14 protein-coding genes are annotated in these 17,662 nt (G+C 45.9%); 3 read left to right on the top strand and 11 right to left on the bottom strand.

The features are described from left to right. Positions 1–9: 9 nt before the first annotated feature. The 3 genes from PBAL39_RS20550 to PBAL39_RS20540 all read right to left on the bottom strand — a co-directional run bounded on the left by PBAL39_RS20550 (position 10) and on the right by PBAL39_RS20540 (position 2,844). Positions 10–717 (bottom strand): GNAT family N-acetyltransferase, encoded by a 708-nt coding sequence (locus PBAL39_RS20550; RefSeq protein ID WP_008245174.1) that lies wholly within the window; start codon positions 715–717, stop codon positions 10–12. Positions 718–841: 124 nt separating this feature from the next. Continuing rightward, on the bottom strand, positions 842–1,897 hold the full coding sequence (locus tag PBAL39_RS20545; RefSeq protein ID WP_083801794.1) for an acyltransferase: 1,056 nt from the start codon (positions 1,895–1,897) through the stop codon (positions 842–844). A gap of 656 nt (positions 1,898–2,553) precedes the next feature. After that, positions 2,554–2,844 (bottom strand): hypothetical protein, encoded by a 291-nt coding sequence (locus PBAL39_RS20540; protein WP_008245172.1) that lies wholly within the window; start codon positions 2,842–2,844, stop codon positions 2,554–2,556. Between the two features lie 302 nt (positions 2,845–3,146). On the opposite strand from PBAL39_RS20540, the gene PBAL39_RS20535 reads away from it, so the two are divergent. Beyond that, positions 3,147–3,482 carry a YegP family protein gene (locus tag PBAL39_RS20535; protein ID WP_008245170.1) on the top strand — a complete coding sequence of 112 codons (336 nt, stop codon included), beginning with the start codon at positions 3,147–3,149 and terminating at the stop codon, positions 3,480–3,482. A gap of 593 nt (positions 3,483–4,075) precedes the next feature. Here PBAL39_RS20535 and katG read toward each other — a convergent pair. Beyond that, complete coding sequence (katG, locus tag PBAL39_RS20525) at positions 4,076–6,349, bottom strand: catalase/peroxidase HPI (protein WP_008245168.1); 2,274 nt, start codon at positions 6,347–6,349, stop codon at positions 4,076–4,078. 133 nt (positions 6,350–6,482) lie between these two features. After that, on the bottom strand, positions 6,483–8,222 hold the full coding sequence (locus tag PBAL39_RS20520; protein ID WP_008245167.1) for a ubiquinone-dependent pyruvate dehydrogenase: 1,740 nt from the start codon (positions 8,220–8,222) through the stop codon (positions 6,483–6,485). A gap of 277 nt (positions 8,223–8,499) precedes the next feature. On the opposite strand from PBAL39_RS20520, the gene PBAL39_RS20515 reads away from it, so the two are divergent. Then, on the top strand, positions 8,500–9,435 hold the full coding sequence (locus PBAL39_RS20515) for a glycosyltransferase (protein ID WP_008245160.1): 936 nt from the start codon (positions 8,500–8,502) through the stop codon (positions 9,433–9,435). A gap of 36 nt (positions 9,436–9,471) precedes the next feature. On the opposite strand, the gene PBAL39_RS20510 is transcribed toward PBAL39_RS20515, so the two are convergent. Continuing rightward, complete coding sequence (locus PBAL39_RS20510) at positions 9,472–9,861, bottom strand: GreA/GreB family elongation factor (protein WP_008245158.1); 390 nt, start codon at positions 9,859–9,861, stop codon at positions 9,472–9,474. Positions 9,862–9,906: 45 nt separating this feature from the next. Here PBAL39_RS20510 and PBAL39_RS25460 point away from each other — a divergent pair, with 45 nt between their 5' ends. Beyond that, positions 9,907–10,056 (top strand): hypothetical protein, encoded by a 150-nt coding sequence (locus PBAL39_RS25460; RefSeq protein WP_008245156.1) that lies wholly within the window; start codon positions 9,907–9,909, stop codon positions 10,054–10,056. Between the two features lie 242 nt (positions 10,057–10,298). On the opposite strand, the gene PBAL39_RS20505 is transcribed toward PBAL39_RS25460, so the two are convergent. The 5 genes from PBAL39_RS20505 to PBAL39_RS20485 all read right to left on the bottom strand — a co-directional run bounded on the left by PBAL39_RS20505 (position 10,299) and on the right by PBAL39_RS20485 (position 17,609). After that, on the bottom strand, positions 10,299–10,889 hold the full coding sequence (locus tag PBAL39_RS20505) for a histidine phosphatase family protein (RefSeq protein ID WP_008245153.1): 591 nt from the start codon (positions 10,887–10,889) through the stop codon (positions 10,299–10,301). 256 nt (positions 10,890–11,145) lie between these two features. Further along, positions 11,146–11,649 carry a peroxiredoxin gene (locus PBAL39_RS25095; RefSeq protein WP_083801793.1) on the bottom strand — a complete coding sequence of 168 codons (504 nt, stop codon included), beginning with the start codon at positions 11,647–11,649 and terminating at the stop codon, positions 11,146–11,148. 15 nt (positions 11,650–11,664) lie between these two features. After that, positions 11,665–12,720, bottom strand: a complete 1,056-nt coding sequence (locus tag PBAL39_RS24860) for a TlpA disulfide reductase family protein (protein WP_008245147.1) — start codon at positions 12,718–12,720, stop codon at positions 11,665–11,667. Further along, entirely contained in the window at positions 12,720–14,165 is a 1,446-nt protein-coding gene (locus PBAL39_RS20490) for a RagB/SusD family nutrient uptake outer membrane protein (protein WP_008245146.1), read from the bottom strand. The genes PBAL39_RS24860 and PBAL39_RS20490 overlap by 1 nt, the downstream gene beginning before the upstream one ends. 12 nt (positions 14,166–14,177) lie before the next feature. Continuing rightward, positions 14,178–17,609, bottom strand: a complete 3,432-nt coding sequence (locus PBAL39_RS20485) for a TonB-dependent receptor (RefSeq protein WP_008245145.1) — start codon at positions 17,607–17,609, stop codon at positions 14,178–14,180. Positions 17,610–17,662 lie beyond the last annotated feature (53 nt).

Below are 17,662 nucleotides of genomic sequence, written 5' to 3'. Positions count from 1 at the left end.
TACCGCCCCTCAAACTGGATCCCGCAACTCTGCTCTGGACTTCTTCAACACATAGAAATTCATATTCGTACGAATAGAAAATCCCATTCTTTCGTATAATTCCACCGCCCTTGTATTATCGGCTCTGACATGTAAATAAGCAACATTACCTTCGGAAGTGATTTCCCGTACCACAGTATTGAGGACCCTTCGTGCATAACCCTTTCCATTATGATCGGGATGGGTGCAAACCGCACTGATCTCGGTAAACCCATTAGCCTTTAAGCGATGTCCCCCCATCGCAACTAGGCGTCCTTCCTCAAAAGCACCCCGGTAACCACCAAACTTAATTGTCCGTTCCGCGAATGGTCCGGGCTTGGCAAGCTGAGTCAGATCCAGCATCGCCGGAACTTCTTCGTCGGTCAATGGCAACAGATCACTTCCCATTAAGGCCTCAGGAAGCTCAGCCTCAAAAACCATCTGGTATCCGGGAATCGCATCCATAATATCAAAAGGCAAAGGATCAAGATCCGGCGTAGGGGAAAAAAGTACCACAACACGTTCGTCTTCTACCAAATCGAATAAGGTTTGGAAATTTTCAGGTGTATATGACTCCATACCAGCAAAAGGAGCAATGTCGAAATGAAAAAATCTTACCTGATCCGTTCCGCTCCCAAAAGCAGCATTGTCTGATATTAATGCAGACCATATCGGGTTATCCAAAATTGTATCGCTCATATGTGCAAAGATAACCAGATTTCAACGGTTATCGGAAGCGTTAAATGAGCGCTATCGTCGCGGGCGACTCCCAATATCGCAAAAACCCCCTGGCACTACTGACTTTCTTGACCTAACTAAACAGCTAATTAGGATTGACCTTAAACTCTTCAACCTTTCGAGATAAATATCTTTCTAAGAGAATACTAAAAATTATCACTATCACTAAAGTTGTAAAACCAAAACCAAATATCTTGGGAAAGGAATTAGCCCTGGTAATATTTATAATCAACATCTGAGAAATGTATATTGGATAGGAAAGATTACCAAAATACCGGTCGATCTTGCTATTTCTAGTGAGCATAAAAGTCCCGGGAATGAGCAAGGTAATTAAAGCAAAAAAGATAGCTTGTTTGATATATGTATTCGCAAACAGGTAAGAATATAGTACCAAAGCAATCAACATGAGACCAAAACTACATTTTAATAACAGATCATTTGCCGGGTACTTTTTCATTCGGACATAAAGGTGGTATGATATAAATCCTGCCATAAAAAACATGATCTGTGTTGGAAAGAACATATAGTCCCATGGGTGGCCAGGCATACCATTAGCTGATAAATATATCCTTAAGATGAGACTGCCCGCCAATAAAGCTACAGGAATTATCAGTCTCTTTCTTAATATAAACGGTGCAATTAAGTAAAACAGCATTTCTACACCAACAGTCCATGCAATACTGTTAAACGCGAACTGATACACATTAGGGTCCGAACGAAGAAAATTACCCGTAAAAAATAATTTTCCATTTGTTATACCCAGTAAAAATGTCAGGTCTAATCCTATAATAAAAATATTAGCAAAGATTAAATAAAACCAGGTACCAAAGCCCAGCGGTGATGCATATTCATAAAAATGTATTGTTCCGGGGTGTCCCATAAGATAAACGAAGATGCCCCAGACCACTAACAGGATCAGTATTAGCCAATATACAGGATATATTTTTAAGGCCCTGTTTTTATAAAAGCTAACATTTGATCCTTTGTGGTACTTCTCATTTAATACCAGTGTCATGTAAAAGCCTGATAATACGTAGAAGAATTGAACTGCTAAGTCAGCTGGTATTGGTTGATATCCGAATAATGGAGATGTGTGGCATAAAACTACAATGCATGCGAGCAAAAATCTAATTAGTCCCATTACGACATTAATGAAGCGCCTAAAGTAGAAAAATTCCCTTATGTTTTAGATTTTTATTTTTTTGAAATCTTATCACCGAGCTTGATGGCGCTTATTTAGATCTCAAATCAGGCCTCATCTGCTTAAAATGAAATGATACTCCTCATTTATTCCGCTTGCACTCCGCATTTCTGCCCTTTTCGTCCAGTTTTCATTCTGTATTCGTGCTGTTTTGACTGCTGCATCAGCACTGTTTGGCAGCAGGTTGATGGGACCATTGGTACATGGAAGGTCCCATCAACCTACGCACAAGGTTAGCTGAACCTACCGCCAATAGGGAACAAGATCAGAATGAACATACAGTTGAATCATGCCATCACAGACAATAAAAACAAACTAAAAAATGGGAATGCAGGGATGCTGCCCTTTATTTATGTGTTTTGTTTAAGGATTTCCGAACGGAAAATTCTGTCTCAAAGATATACAAAATGGTTTACTTATAAATACGGGATGTTTAGAACACCCTCGATCAACCAAAGGTTCATTTGTAACTATTGCACTTGAAACAAATAAAGCTGTCTGCCTCGATCAGGTTTGTCAGGATGTAGATTCATTCTCCTACTGAGGCTTTCAAAAGCAATGAGTAAGCAGACCTAAACAAAGACAGAATTAAAGGTTTACTGCTTTTTATCTAAAATCAATTGATATTCTGAATCGAAATCCTCCAGTAGGGCTGTCATCTTATCCAAATCGCTGTTGCTCTCATTCAGGGGATCGGAAAGAGAAGCTGTAAGTAGTTTCTTTTCGTGTGGAACCGGTTTACCTTTAATGATGGTAGCTCTGCGGATGGTGTATTCCAGTTCATCGTCAAGTTCCGGGTGTGGTTTGCTATAATATCTTTTGCCCGAGCCCTTTGGTGAGGCGGCTATCCAGCTGTCGAGTTTGCTGTCTAATATTTCTTTTGTCATCTATGGATTTTTTGTGATTTATTGGTGTTAGATGTGTATGCTCGTTAAGCTGGAATTTACATCACAAAATCTGCACCAAAGGATAGGTGCACAACAGCTATTACCTCTTAAAAGCTATAACTACTTAAATAAGTACACCGCCCGCAGTGATAATTATCAAGTTGCTGAAGTACCGGCAAAAATATTTGGTTGATGGTGATGACGAATACGGATTACCGTAAAGATAGGTCTCTCCGAAGAATTAAACTTGTAGGAAGGAAATGCACATAGGGTGCATAGTTCAATCAAATCTTTATATCAATATGTCGAAAGCAAAGTTCGAAATATTTGTGAGTTCAAGGAATTCGCAGTACTATTTTAGATTAAAATCAGGCAACAGCGAGATTATTCTCGGCAGTGAAGGTTACGTCTCCAAGCAAGGTTGTCTAAATGGGATCGATTCCGTTAAAGCCAATGCACCGCATGACAGTCGGTATGAGAAGAAAGATAGTTATCAAAATTATACTTTTAATCTTAAAGCAGCTAATGGTGAAATTATCGGGCGAAGTGAAAGTTATACTTCTTCTGCAGGGAGAGATGGTGGGATATTCGCGGTTAAGCATGATGCTTCATCTGCGGAAATAGTGGATTTGACCTAGAAAAACAGTAATTCATTTCCTTACTAACATAGGGAAATGAACTACTAAAATCTAAACACCCGATGTGCCACGTGTGGTATCGGAGATTTTGAGTATGTAATCAAATGGAGAAATATGAACTCATGTTGCGAACTAGACACCTAAACGCAAATTTCGCATCTCATATAACTGTCTTTTTGAGTATACTTGGTATCAGACGCCATCGCCTCGGGGCTGATTAAGGATTTTGATGTTGATAGCAAGTCGAAAAAATATGCGAAATATGTTCCATACTGAGTATAACCTTATGTGACGGTTAGGTGATGTTCGAGGAAAAAAAAACACACAACACACTATTAAAAAGCACATTAAACTATAACCTTGTGTGACTTCGCGAGATAGCAGCGAAAAGTTAGTTTGGACATTGCTTAGATGATTTGCCTGTCGGTGCCAAGTTGCATCATCAAACAGCTGAATTACCAACAATCAAAGGATAAAGTCGTAGAACTGAAACACCGGGCACCCACATTTTCATCAATGAAAAGTACATACACCCTATACGTAAATAAAAAAGGCACCGGAATTCCGGTGCCCAGATCAATTATTAACAAGAACTAGTTAAGATCAAACCTATCCAGGTTCATCACTTTGTTCCATGCCGCAACAAAATCATGGATAAACTTATCCTGCGAATCCGCACTGGCATAAACTTCCGCAATGGCCCTCAGTTCTGAGTTGGAACCAAATACAAGGTCTGCACGGGTACCTGTCCATTTAAGGGCACCCGTATTCCGGTCGCTGCCCTCATAAACTTCCTTATCCGGCGATGCAGCCTTCCAGACAGTTGCCATATCCAGCAGGTTAACAAAAAAGTCGTTACTTAGTATTCCCGGCCGAGCAGTAAATGCACCATGTCGCGAGCCATCGAAGTTGATATTTAGCACACGCAGACCACCAACCAGCACCGTCAGTTCAGGAGCAGTGAGTGTCAGCAAGTGTGCCTTATCAATCAGCAGTTCCTCAGTAGATACGGGAACCTTAGACCTGCGGTAGTTACGGAAACCATCCGCAGCAGGTTCCAGATAACCAAAGGACTCCACATCAGTTTGCTCCTGCGAAGCATCCATGCGACCCGCGCTAAAAGGCACGGTAACATCATGTCCGGCATCTTTAGCTGCTTTTTCCACAGCCGCAGTACCGGCAAGCACGATCAGGTCGGCCAGGGAGATTTTCCTGCCATCTTCCGGAGCAGCATTAAAGGCTGCCTGGATGCCTTCCAGCACATCCAGCACCCTTTGCAGTTGCGAAGGATTGTTGACCTGCCAGTATTTTTGCGGGGCCAGACGAATGCGGGCACCGTTGGCCCCGCCACGTTTATCGGAACCGCGGAAGGTAGATGCCGAAGCCCAGGCCGTAGAAACCAGTTCAGACACACTCAAACCTGATTCCAGCACCTTTGCTTTCAAAGCAGCAACATCGGCATCGCTGACCAATGTATGGTCAACTGCAGGAATAGGATCCTGCCACATCAATATTTCTTCCGGAACATCCGGACCCAGGTAACGTGCCCGTGGCCCCATATCGCGGTGTGTCAGTTTGAACCATGCACGTGCAAAAGCATCGGCAAAGGCATCCGGGTTTTCCAGAAAACGTCTGGATATTTTTTCATAAGATGGATCGAACCTTAAGGCAAGGTCGGTGGTCAGCATCGTAGGCCAGTGTTTTTTGGTGCTGTCGTACGCATCAGGAATGATAGGTTCCGCATTTTTAGCTACCCACTGATGCGCGCCGGCAGGGCTTTTAGACAACTGCCATTCAAAGCCGAAAAGGTTTTCAAAAAAGTTATTGCTCCATTGTGTAGGTGTGGTGGTCCAGGTGACTTCCAAACCGCTGGTAATGGTATCAGGGCCTTTGCCGCTGCCATAACTGTTGTTCCAGCCGAGCCCCTGCATATCGAGATCTACCGCTTCCGGTTCTTTGCCCACATTGTCTGAAGGCGCAGCACCATGGGTTTTACCAAAACTGTGGCCACCTGCAATCAGGGCTACCGTTTCTTCGTCGTTCATCGCCATCCTGCCAAATGTATCACGGATATCTTTTGCCGCAGCGACCGGATCAGGATTGCCATCAGGACCTTCAGGGTTTACATAGATCAATCCCATCTGTACTGCTGCAAGTGGCTTTTCAAGGTCACGGGTGTGCACATCACCATCGGCATCATCATCAGACACCAAAACCCCGCCCCCGTCTACACCAGGAGAACCATGCGCATAACGCAGGTCGCCCCCCAGCCAGGTGGTTTCCGAACCCCAGTATACAGACTCATCGGCTTCCCAGACATCTGCCCGTCCGCCGGCAAAGCCAAAAGTTTTGAATCCCATGGATTCCAGAGCGATATTGCCTGTAAGAATCATTAAGTCGGCCCATGAAATGTTGCGGCCATATTTTTGTTTTATTGGCCAGAGCAGGCGGCGTGCCTTATCCAGGCTGACGTTGTCCGGCCAGCTGTTCAGAGGTGCAAAACGCTGCAGTCCCGCCCCCGCTCCACCACGGCCATCCCCAACACGATAAGTTCCGGCGCTGTGCCAGGCCATGCGGATGAACAGACCACCATAATGACCAAAATCTGCCGGCCACCAGTCCTGCGAGTCGGTCATGAGCGCATGAAGGTCTTGTTTTACAGCTTCAAGATCAAGCTTTTCAAAAGCTTCGGCGTAGTCAAAATCTTCGCCCATTGGATCTGATAAAGAGGAGTGCTGACGCAGGATAGCCAGCTTCAATTGGTTAGGCCACCAGTCGTGGTTCCGCGTACCACCACCGCCGACATTGTGTTTCATGCTGCCATTATGAAATGGGCACTTACTGATGTCATTTGATTCTTTTTCCATACTTTACGAGTTTATATTTAAGTAACATGCCTGTATCTGGTGTAATAGCTAAGCATTATAAATTTAGGATATTGGATCTAATAATCACAATCAATTAATTCTATATTAAATAGTTAAAACCTATTAAGATGCATTAATCCAGAATTTCGCCTAGGTGTTTATAACTGGATTTTACGGTATCCAGCACTTCCTGGAACTTGCCACCCAGCATCAGTCTGGTCATCGACTGGGCCATCCCCTTGATCATGTCGAACTCAACCTTTGGCGGCATAGCCAGCGCATTCGGATCTGTGAAAACGTTGACCAGCACAGGACCGTCAAACCGGAAGGCTTCCTCTAAACCGGTCTGGAGCAGTTCAGGATCGTTGATGGTCATGCCTTTGATGCCCATTGCCTGTGCTACCATTGCGAAATCCGGATTTTCCATATCGGTTTCGGCATCCGGCAGGCCGGCAACCTGCATCTCCAGTTTCACCATGCCCAGGGTTCTGTTGTTGAATACGATGATCTTAATGGGAAGCTGGTATTGTTTGATGGTAGCCAGATCGCCGAGCATCATGGAAATACCCCCGTCACCGCAGAGGGCTACGACCTGTCTGTCAGGACAAGCTAATGCTGCCCCTATCGCATGAGGCATGGCATTGGCCATGGATCCGTGCGAAAAGGAACCGAGCATATCTCTTTTTCCGGTAGCCTGGATGTATCTGGCACCCCATACGCAACACATACCTGTGTCAACAGTGAAGATGGCATCGTCTGTTGCTAGATTACTCAATGTTGCTGCTACTGCTTCCGGATGAATGGCATCTTTGGTGCCTTTGTCCTCTACATACACATTCAGGTGGGCTTTTACCTTTTCATATACGTTCAACTGCGCTTTCAGGAAGCTATCATCTTGTTGCTCATTGAGGAAAGGCAACAGGGCTTTTAATGTGTCTTTTACATCCCCATGCAACCCAATGTCCAGTTTGGCTCTTCTACCCAATCGCTCCGGCTGAAGGTCAATCTGTACGATCTTTTTATCAGTAGGCATGAAGGGCACATAAGGAAAGTCAGTCCCTAACAGAATCACCAGATCACTTTCATGCATGCTGTGGTAAGCCGAAGGTAAGCCCAGAAGCCCGGTCATCCCCACTTCGTAAGGGTTGTCATACTGTATACCCATTTTACCACGGAAAGAGTAACCCACGGGTGCCTTCAGACGCGCTGCCAGTGCGACCACCTCGTCATGTGCTTCTGCGGCACCGATACCGCAATAGATGCACACTTTCTGATGTTTATTGATCAGTGTCGCCAGACCGGCAATATCTGCATCTGCCGGCCTGATCATTGCTTTTGAGAAATAGTTTTTGTTGGCAGAGATGTTCTCTACAGCGTCCATGGCGCTTACATCACCCGGCAAGCCGAGAATCGCCACCCCTTTTCGCTGAACTGCGTGCTGGATAGCCGCCTGCGTCATGCGGGGTAACTGTGCCGGTGTAGTGGCAATCTGATTGTAATGACTACAATCGTCGAAAAGTTTGATGGTATTGGTTTCCTGAAAATAGCCACTGCCAAATTCTACTGTAGCGCAGGTCGAGGCAATGGCCAGCACAGGAACATTTGCGCGATGCGCATCATATAAACCATTGATGAGGTGAACATGCCCGGGGCCACTGCTGCCCGCGCAACAAGCCAGCCCTTTGAGTTCAGCTTCAGCTGCCGCAGCATACGCCCCGGCCTCTTCATGACGGACATGGATCCATCGGATATTCTTATTGCGCCTGACCGCGTCGTTCAATTCATTTAGACTGTCGCCAGTGACGGCGTAGATGCGTTCAACGCCCGCCTCGACGAGCATATCGACGAGTTGTTCAGCTACTTTCTTTGACATGGTTTTCTCTGTTTTATGGTGAAGCCCAAAATTGAACAAAAGGCATTCCACAACATCAATTAACTGAAATTTAAAAAGTTAGCCAAATAAAAAACAGCACATCAACTACGCTATTTCGTTAAATTATGATACTGTGCCATCAAAATGCATTTTATTGCCATCTACTTATCCGGATTTTATGAAAAAATACTGCAGAAGTGCTCAAATCTTTCCATAATTTCAAATGAAATCATTCTTTATATTGCAGACGTTTTCATTACGAAATTCCCGAGCCACCATGAGTCTTGCGCCAATCGTCCTGTTTGTTTATAATCGTCTGGATCACACCGCGCGTGTAGTCCATGCACTGCTAGACAATCCACTTGCTGAAGCGTCTGAACTTTACATCTATTCCGATGCGCCAAAAGATACAGACGCCCTACAAAAAGTGAGTACAATAAGAAACTATATCAAGTCCATTAAAGGATTTAAAAACGTTCACATCCATTTAAGGGAACACAATCTCGGAGTAGATGAGAACGTGATACTTGGCGTAACCGAAGTGATCAACAATCATGGTAAAGCCATTGTAATGGAAGATGACCTGGTCACTTCTCCTCATTTCCTGCAATACATGAATGATGCACTGGATTTATATGAGAAAGAGGAGGATGTCATTTCCATCCATGGTTATGTATATCCCGTAGAACAGCAATTAAAAGAAGTATTCTTTTTGAAGGGAGCCGATTGCTGGGGTTGGGCAACCTGGAAAAGAGGATGGGACTTATTTGAGCGCAATGGCGGAGAGTTATTGGCAAAAATTGAGGAACAAGGCTCGCAGTCAGAGTTTGATATCAACAATACCTATCCTTACGTGCAAGCCTTGAGGGAGCAGGCCACGGGAAAAACAACTTGCTGGGACATCCGATGGTATGCCTCTGCCTTTATAAAGGGCAAATTAACCTTGTACCCTGGACAATCGCTCGTGAGCAATATTGGTCATGATGGTAGTGGTACTCACTGCGAAGCAAACAACAGTCACGACGTCGTTCTAGCCTCATCCCCCCTGAATGTACGTACACCCATTCAGCCTGACCCCGAAGCCTATTTTGCTTTTGCAGACTTTTTACGAAAACTTTATTCCGGTACTCCGGCACGTAAAAAAAACTGGCTTTCAAAATTATTTAAACAAACAAAAAATAGAATCAGGCAGACTTTTCATAAACAAGATTAATCTGCCTTTATTAGATACGACTTGGAATTTAGTTACCTATTTTCCAGGCGCTGCGACTTCGGTGATCCTGAAATTCTTCAGACCTGCAGGAACTTTCCACTGCACAGCATCACCTTGCCTGAACCCAATCAGTGCTGCAGCAATAGGTGTCAGTACCGATATCTTTTTCTCTTTAATATTGGCATGCTGGGGCAGTACAATAATGAGTTCCATGATCTCCCCTGTACTCTCATCCTGGATCCGAACGGTCGAGTTCAGCCTGATTGCATCGGAAGGAAACTCTTCATTACTAAGAATAACGGCCCTGCTCAGCTCCGCAGAAAGAGACATCTCTCCGGCATGTGGGTTTGTTTTGGTAAAATAGGGTTTTAAAAGCTGATAGTCATCCGCTGTGATGACCACCTGATTGTTTTGACTTAAATTCATATGCTATTTATTATAATTTGAAAAAAGACGCATGATGTCCGGCAAATGAAAATCACCGCCAGAAAAGGATTTCTAAAAGAAAACCCAAAAGCAAAAATTGCCCGGCAATTGACGGACATCAGTACTTATCTGGATTTAAAAATGAAATTAGGAAACGAATTGGTTATAAAAACCCCAGGCCAGCACGCTATTTAAAGGCTTGGGGCAATAGAATCAAAATCCTTAAAGGAGGATATGTAGAATACTTTACTAATATGTTCGGTATAACCTGTCATTCCCGTAAAGATAACAGATCTATTTAAAAGTTCCAAGCCCACAGCCTGCTGGTTGCACGATCGGCATCGAAACCGACTTGTCCGAGCCGATATCGGGTCGAGATGATAAACTAATCCATTTTGAATTCCTGATCAACCACAGACAACAGATGAATAATACCGCTAAAAAGCACAATTAGCAGAAGGATTCAAGCCCTGGGTGCTTTTAGAAAAAGTAGTTTTGCCGTTACGGATGGTTACTACCCATAAACCATCATAATCAGATCCAGGCCATTTCAATCCACCTTTCACCCCCAGCTTTTTGATGATGTCAGAAATGGCATCGTGTTCCCATACCACGAGCACCGTCCCCTTTTTTGTTTTAACGTTCTTTACTAGGTCTTCGGCATCCTTAACTTCGTAACTGGTATTGATGGTCAGGTTATACTTGGTCGCCAGCGGCCATACGGTCTGTATCATCCTTCCAGATTTGGTTTCCTTTCCTGTGGCGGGTGCAGGTACATACACATAATTTGGTACGCCAAACTTCTTTCTCAATACTGCCGGCAACTGCAGCGAACGATTGAAACCTTTACAAGACAGGTTGTCGCCGCTAGCCGGCTTTTCCGCATGCCTCATGATCACAATGGTCAGGTCGTTTGCAAGAATGTCCTTAACTGGACGGTCTGGAAGGCGGCTGTCTGCAGTCGGGCTGGCACCTGACATCAATGTCCACGAAATCAGCAGAAAGGTAATGAGTTGTATTCTTTTCATCAGATAAGATTTATTCCGTAAAATCCGGACACTTGAGCAAAAATTGAACCTTTAAGAAAAAACGGCAAGAAGGCTGAAAAAATTGCTCAGTGCAGGAATAAGGTAGCCTTTTTCAGCTAGAATTCAAATCAGGAGCCCGTAAAACTCAGCTCGTTTACAGACGGTGTAGTCAGAAAAAAGCGGAAAGAGCAAATAGCTCCCTCCGCTTTTTCCTTAATACAGCCCCATCCGCAGCAAAATCAGCTGATGAAAAAGCTTATTTTCCTTTAAAAACTTTTGCCAGTTTCCTTTGTAGGTCTTCACCACGCAGATTGGTTGCAATTACTTTCCCCTCCGGATCCAGAAGGTAATTTTGTGGCACATACTGAACGCTGTATAACTTTACCACATCGCCTTTCCAGTATCTAAAATCCGTAACCTGCGTCCAGGGCAGGCCATCTTCTTTAATGGCATTTATCCAGGCTCCACGTGCGCCTTCACGTTCCAGCGCCACACCCAACACTTCAAAACCTTTTTGCTGATACCGCGCATAAGCTTTTACCACTTCCGGATTCTCCATGCGGCAAGGTTTACACCAGCTCGCCCAGAAGTCTATCAATACATACTTTCCTTTAAAGGAGGACAACGATATTTCCTTTCCTGCGGTGTCGGGCAACGTAAAATCCGGGGCCATCGTGCCTATGGCATATTTAGGGGCAGGCAACTGCGCAAACAGTGCCACCGGCAATAAGGTCAGCAGGATTAATGTGATCTTTTTCATTTCTTTTTTCTTTTGTTAGTTGAAAATTTTCAATAGTTGTGCATCCAGCTCTGATCCCCCATCACCGGTAAAACGACCGATGATCTTACCATCAGGGTCAATGAGTATTTTAGTGGGTAACGCCCCTACTCCATAGCTATCGGTGATGCTTTGTTGTTCTGCGGCATCACCAGACGTCTTCTCTCTTTCAAGCAGATGGTGCCAGATGCCAATACCGTCTTTTGCAATAGCCTCTTTCCATATAGCCTCACGCCCCATGTCGCTGGCAATACCGACGACATCAAAATTACGGACTTTATATTTGTGGTACAAGCTGATCAGATGAGGATGACTCTTCCTGCATGGCACACACCAGCTTGCCCAGAAGTCCAACAGCAGGTATTTCCCTTTAAAATCGGATAACCTAAGCGGATTTCCTTCAGCGTCTGCACCGCTAAAACCAACCGCCATCTTCCCCGGCGCACTGGCAGTTCTTGTGGCCACAATGTCTTTTAACTTTTGACCCACAGGAGTTTCCTTGACGCTACTACTCAAAGCCTCATACACCTCTATGGTAGAATCCAGGGGTAACATCGCTGAATACATGGCCAGCAAATAAGCAGAAATATAGGATTCCGGATGACCGGCCATAAAGTCATAGGTCAGCCCGATCTGCTTGTTGAAATCTTTTTCCTTACCCGTCATCTGCTGATACAGACGCCAGTCGTCCTGCAATGCGGCGCCTGTAAAACGCAACGAGGAAACATCAGCAAGGTCGCCGGAAACCTGAACCTGATCGCCCCCCTCCACAAAAAAAGACTGCTGTACTGGCTTCCCGCCTTTCTTGTCGACAAACTTCAGCGCAACTATCGTTGGTTCATTCAGCTGGCCTGAGAAATGAAAGCTACCCTTTTTCAGTACCTGTTGCTGCCGGATAGCTTCCCCACCGGAACGGTATTGAAGATATGCCGTATCGGGAAATCTACCGGTCAGCTTCCCTTCGATTTTAAATTCTTTCGCGCCATTTTGCGCAAAAAGCTGGACAACGACAACCAGCAGGGTTACCGTTGTAGTGATGAGATTTTTCTTCATTAGTTGGCCGTTTTGTTGTAACCCGGGTTTTGTTCCCCAAATAGCGGATTGTAAATGAATTCTGATGAAGGCACAGGCAGGATAAACTGTGTCTGGTTGTCAATGGTTGGCTTCAGTTGCTGCACCCTGCTGAAAGGCTGACGAAGCAGCGACAGCCATTCCATGCCATCTTCTGCCATCAGGCTTTTGACATTTTCCTTATGGATCTCAAAAAGCAAAGCATCAGCAGTCGCGGCATCTTCCACCGCCAGGTATGCGGCATTATTTTGTATTTCCGTGATGCCTGCCTTACTTTGAATGAGATGGACGAGCGACCTTGCTGTGGCCAGGCTACCACCGGAACGCACGACAGCCTCGGCCTGTAAAAGATAAACTTCTGTCAGGCGCAGGGCGTAGTCGGCCTCAGAAACCCGTGTAGGTGTGGTATTCTGGATCATATGTTTTGTAAAGAAAAATGTATTCGGAGCGGAAGTAGATGGATTGGCTGTACCAATCATCCAGGATTGACGCGGATCTCCGGTCAGCAATGTATTTAACTCGGCAGTAGCGACATACAGGCTTGATGCACCTGGCCAATACTGTGAACTTTTGCTATAATAGTCTTTCTCCTGGTTGGCCTGAGGTACTACGCCAAGGATTACCTCCTTGCTTGCCAACCCATTTTTATGAAAGATGTCCGCGGCATTTGCCTCCAGCAGGTATGGACTATTCTGAATCAGGTTGGTTGCCAGGTTAATGATCTCAGAGTAGTCGCTGCTGCCGCCTCTGCACATCAGCACACGTAACTTCAAAGCCATGCCTGCCCATTTGGTGACATAGTGATTCGGGTTGCCTACCGGCCCATTGGCAATCACATCGTCCAGATCTGCCAGAATAAAATCATAACTATCCTTTACCGTGCTGCGTGCTTTAGAAATGTTGGAGAGCGTAGAAAGCTCATCGCGCAGCAAGACCCCAAATGCACTTTCCATTTTATACCACTCGGCATAGTAGGTGAGCAGCTTGAAATGTGCATAAGCACGCAGAAATTTACTTTCCGCAACGATCTCCTTTTTCCTGTTGCCGCTGAACTTGCCGTCGTCCAGCAGGCTGATGCCCTTCAGCACCCCGTTTGCCGCGTTAAGCAGCTTATAGGACTCAGACCAGTAATAGCTGGTCATCCTGGCATTGTTGTTCTCATCTTCACTCCCCAGCCCATAGCCATAGATGAGGTAACCGGTCATGCGTGTAGGCAATACCTGATGTTGCTGCCAGCCTGTTTTCATTGCCGTAGCATTGGCAAAATTATAATAGGCACCATTAAGGGCAATCTGCGCGGTGCTTTGATCCAGAATGGTATTGGCATCTACCTTTGAATTTTTTGGCAAAGCACCAAGTTCTTTTTTGCAGGCATGGAGTGTAATGACAAGGATACTACATGCGATATACTGATATATTTTTTTCATGATCAACCTAAATTAAAAACCTAAACGTACACCGAAACTAAGCTGCCTTACCGTAGGATACCCAGCGGAATCACTGTAGCCCCCAATCAGGCTATAAGGGTTATTGCTCGTCTCCGGATCGGCACCGGGATAGTTGGTTACCGTAAACAGATTGGTAGCCGACACATACAATGAAGCCTGGTTCATCTTCAGCCTGTTCAGCAGATCTTTGGACAGCTGGTAGTTCAGGGTGACCGACTTCAGCCTGATGAAGGAGGCGTCGTAGATGTTCTGACTGGATGCCGTCCCATAACTAAAACCTTGTCCGAGGACCAGTCTTGGCCTGCTTGCATCCATATTGTCCGGTGTCCATCGGTCTAAGATCCGGACGCCTTTATTTGTGCGCTGCGATAGGTCGGCATTTTGGATGTCTGCAACATAGGAAATCTGACCGCCATAAGAGAAGGTGGCAAGGGTCGTCAGCGTAAAGTTTTTATAACTGATGTTGTTGGTATAACCGCCATAGTATTTAGGCTCCGCATGGCCGATGACCTCACTTTTCATGAACCTCAGTTGTGGGTCAATTACATATTTACTGTCGCCAATACCCAGGTAAGGATAATACGAAGCCCAGGTTGGGAAGCTCGCTTTGTATTCATCCAGCTCCTGCTGCGTCCTGATCAGGCCATCATTGGTAAAGCCATAAAACAGACCTACAGGCTCCCCCACTTTCAAAACGGTGCTTCCGTAATTATAGACCTTCGGATTGGTAGGATCAGCAAAATCATTTGACAGTTCCTTTACTTTGGAACGGTTTCCGGAAACATTGAGTGTTCCGGACCATTGCCAGTTTTTGTGACGGATAAAATCGCCACCAATCTGTAACTCCAGTCCCCTGTTATTGATGTCGGCAAGGTTAGCCGTCACGCCTGTAAACCCGGAGCTGCTGGCCACGGTTGCAGGGAACAAAATGCCGGAGGTAGACTTCTCATAGTAGCCGAATTCCCCATGAAGCCTTGAGTTGAGGAGCTGAAATTCGATCCCTGCGTCTTTCTGAAGGGTAGATTCCCATTTGATCTGATCGTTACCAAGCTGGTTTGGCGACAAGCCATTTAAGCCCGCGTAGGATACCGGCGAATACAACGTATAAAAGAGGTTATCGCCAATGTTCTGCGTTCCGGTGCGGCCAGTACTGGCCCGCAACTTGATCTCGTTGATCCACTTGACATCCTTCAGGAAATTCTCCTGGGAAATGCGCCATGCCACACCTCCTGAAGGGAAGTACCCTACCCTGTTTTTGGCGGGGAATTTAGAAGAAGCATCAGAGCGGCCTGTGAACGTAAAGATGTACTTATCAAAAAGAGAATAGTTGGCCCTGGCATAAAAGCTCAGCAACGAGTTCTGTGCAGAGAGGCCCGTTGCGGGTAATGTGGTCGCTGCTGAAGAAAGGTTGTTCAGGTAGACGTCGTCAGGAAAACCCTGTCCGCTGGCAGAAAAGGAGCTGCTCCTGCTGATCTGCCATGATGTTCCCCCCAACACATTGATGCGGTGGTTTTCATTGAACTCCTTAGTCCAGGTGAGTGTATTTTCATAGAAGATGTTGGACTCCTGGGATTGTGCCTGCGTGGCAATGCCGTTTAACAGCTGGGTTCCAAAGGAGGCCGAAATCAGTGCCGTGCTTGGCTGATAATTGGTCTGGCGGTAATTGTTATAATTCACCGCCACAGAGCTCCTGAATTTGAGTTCTTTAAGGATATCATACTCACCCGCCAGGGAGCCAATCAGAGTAAAGCTGTTTGCGCGGTTGATGGCGGTTAAGAGGGCCAGGGGATTCTGAAAGCCTTCAAAACCATAACTGCCATTTTCTGCGGAGGAGATGGTCCTCACACTGCCATCAGCATTATAGGGTTCGATGGTTGGCGGGGCAAATAAAGCCTGGGTGTAAATACCGTTGGTAATGTTATTGGTTGTATAACCATAATCCAGGTTGGTATTGAACCTCAGTTTACTGTTGATGTCGTTGTCCAGGCTCAGTTTACCTGCAAGACGGGTGTAGTCGGTTCCCTTCACCACCCCATTGTTTTTGTTATAGGTAACGGAGGTATAATAGCGTGAGCCCGCCCCTCCGCCACGCAGGGAAAGATCGGCGTTCTGGGTGATGCCATTGCGTAGCACCAGGTCCAGCCAGTCGGTATTTGCCGTTCCAAAGTAATTTGGGTCGTTCAGGATACTGTTTGCCAAAGCGGTAGGTGCACGTGGCGGTGTATACGCAGCGCGCACATCATTCAGGTTCTGCGCAGCTTCTTTCAGGATCATGATGTACTGGTCCCTGTTCAACAGTTTTTCTTTTACCGGGCTGCTCTGTCCGATATAATAGTTGGCGTCCAGTGAAGCCTTTTGATTGAAGCGCCCTTTTTTTGTGGTGATGATGACGACACCATTTGCAGCCCGCGAGCCATAGATGGCTGTAGCGGAGGCATCTTTCAGTATGTCAATACTTTCAATGTCGTTGATGTTCAGTCCGCCGAGGCTGTTCAATCCTCGTGCAAAGGAACCGGAGATGGTATTATCACCGCCATCAAGGCCGAAAGACTCCACAGGGCTTACCACTTCAGCGGCACTCTGAATGTAGCGGTTCTGGATCTGCATCTGCACACCATCAATGATGTATAAGGGGTCATTGCCACCCAGAAGTGAGGTACCACCCCTGATGCGGATCTTGGCCACCCCACCTGGTGATCCATCAGCCTGCACAACCTGCACACCCGCAGCTTTGCCGCTGAGTGCCTGGTCGATTGTTGCAAATGGTACGTTGCGGATCTCATTGACATCAACAGAAGCTACGGAACCGGTGAGGTCCTTCCGTTTGGCGCTCCCATAACCCACTACCACCATTTCTTCGAGTTTATTCTGGTTCAGATCGAGCACAATCACAAGGCTGGATGTTACCGGAACTTCTTTGGTGATGTAGCCAACATAAGAAACCACAAGTATGGCATTATCGTCCGGCACATTGATCGTAAACCTGCCGAAGTCGTCGGTGACGACTACTTTTCCTGTCGACTTGACCTTGACGCTCGCCCGGTTTACCGGCCGGCCATTTTCGTCCAATACCTGGCCCTTGATGTCTGTCGCGGAAAAAAGGTTCAGCACACGGTCGACCACCGAAGTCTCCCTAACGGAAACGACGACCGACTTCTTGATGATGGTATATTCCAAAGGTTGCCCCTGAAACACCTGGTCTAGCACCTGTTTCAGCTCAGTGTTCCTGACCGATATGGATACAGGTCTGGCATTCTTCAGCGCAGCCCTTGAAAAGAGAAAATCGTAGCCGCTCTGCGCCCTGATTTTATCAAATACCTTTTGAATGGAAGTGTTACTTTCAGATAAACTAATCTTCTGTGCATAAGAGCCTGCGCTCACCTGCATGACGATGGCAATCAGCAGTACCGTGGTCAACTTCATAATCCGCAGAATTGTCATGGCACAGCCCGATGGCGGAGCCACATTTATTGAGT

Origin of the sequence: Pedobacter sp. BAL39, from assembly GCF_000170795.1 — a bacterium.
Lineage (GTDB): Bacteria > Bacteroidota > Bacteroidia > Sphingobacteriales > Sphingobacteriaceae > Pedobacter.
This window is presented reverse-complemented; position numbering and strand designations above follow the sequence as displayed.

What these genes read in the sequence shown, in the direction of transcription:
- PBAL39_RS20485 (WP_008245145.1), bottom strand. Translation starts at nt 17,609, where the DNA reads ATGAAGTTGACCACGGTACTGCTGATTGCCATCGTCATGCAGGTGAGC.
- PBAL39_RS20520 (WP_008245167.1), bottom strand. Translation starts at nt 8,222, where the DNA reads ATGTCAAAGAAAGTAGCTGAACAACTCGTCGATATGCTCGTCGAGGCG.
- PBAL39_RS20545 (WP_083801794.1), bottom strand. Translation starts at nt 1,897, where the DNA reads ATGGGACTAATTAGATTTTTGCTCGCATGCATTGTAGTTTTATGCCAC.
- PBAL39_RS20490 (WP_008245146.1), bottom strand. Translation starts at nt 14,165, where the DNA reads ATGAAAAAAATATATCAGTATATCGCATGTAGTATCCTTGTCATTACA.
- PBAL39_RS25460 (WP_008245156.1), top strand. Translation starts at nt 9,907, where the DNA reads ATGAAAATCACCGCCAGAAAAGGATTTCTAAAAGAAAACCCAAAAGCA.
- PBAL39_RS20505 (WP_008245153.1), bottom strand. Translation starts at nt 10,889, where the DNA reads ATGAAAAGAATACAACTCATTACCTTTCTGCTGATTTCGTGGACATTG.
- PBAL39_RS20535 (WP_008245170.1), top strand. Translation starts at nt 3,147, where the DNA reads ATGTCGAAAGCAAAGTTCGAAATATTTGTGAGTTCAAGGAATTCGCAG.
- katG (WP_008245168.1), bottom strand. Translation starts at nt 6,349, where the DNA reads ATGGAAAAAGAATCAAATGACATCAGTAAGTGCCCATTTCATAATGGC.
- PBAL39_RS20540 (WP_008245172.1), bottom strand. Translation starts at nt 2,844, where the DNA reads ATGACAAAAGAAATATTAGACAGCAAACTCGACAGCTGGATAGCCGCC.
- PBAL39_RS20550 (WP_008245174.1), bottom strand. Translation starts at nt 717, where the DNA reads ATGAGCGATACAATTTTGGATAACCCGATATGGTCTGCATTAATATCA.
- PBAL39_RS20515 (WP_008245160.1), top strand. Translation starts at nt 8,500, where the DNA reads ATGAGTCTTGCGCCAATCGTCCTGTTTGTTTATAATCGTCTGGATCAC.
- PBAL39_RS20510 (WP_008245158.1), bottom strand. Translation starts at nt 9,861, where the DNA reads ATGAATTTAAGTCAAAACAATCAGGTGGTCATCACAGCGGATGACTAT.
- PBAL39_RS25095 (WP_083801793.1), bottom strand. Translation starts at nt 11,649, where the DNA reads ATGAAAAAGATCACATTAATCCTGCTGACCTTATTGCCGGTGGCACTG.
- PBAL39_RS24860 (WP_008245147.1), bottom strand. Translation starts at nt 12,720, where the DNA reads ATGAAGAAAAATCTCATCACTACAACGGTAACCCTGCTGGTTGTCGTT.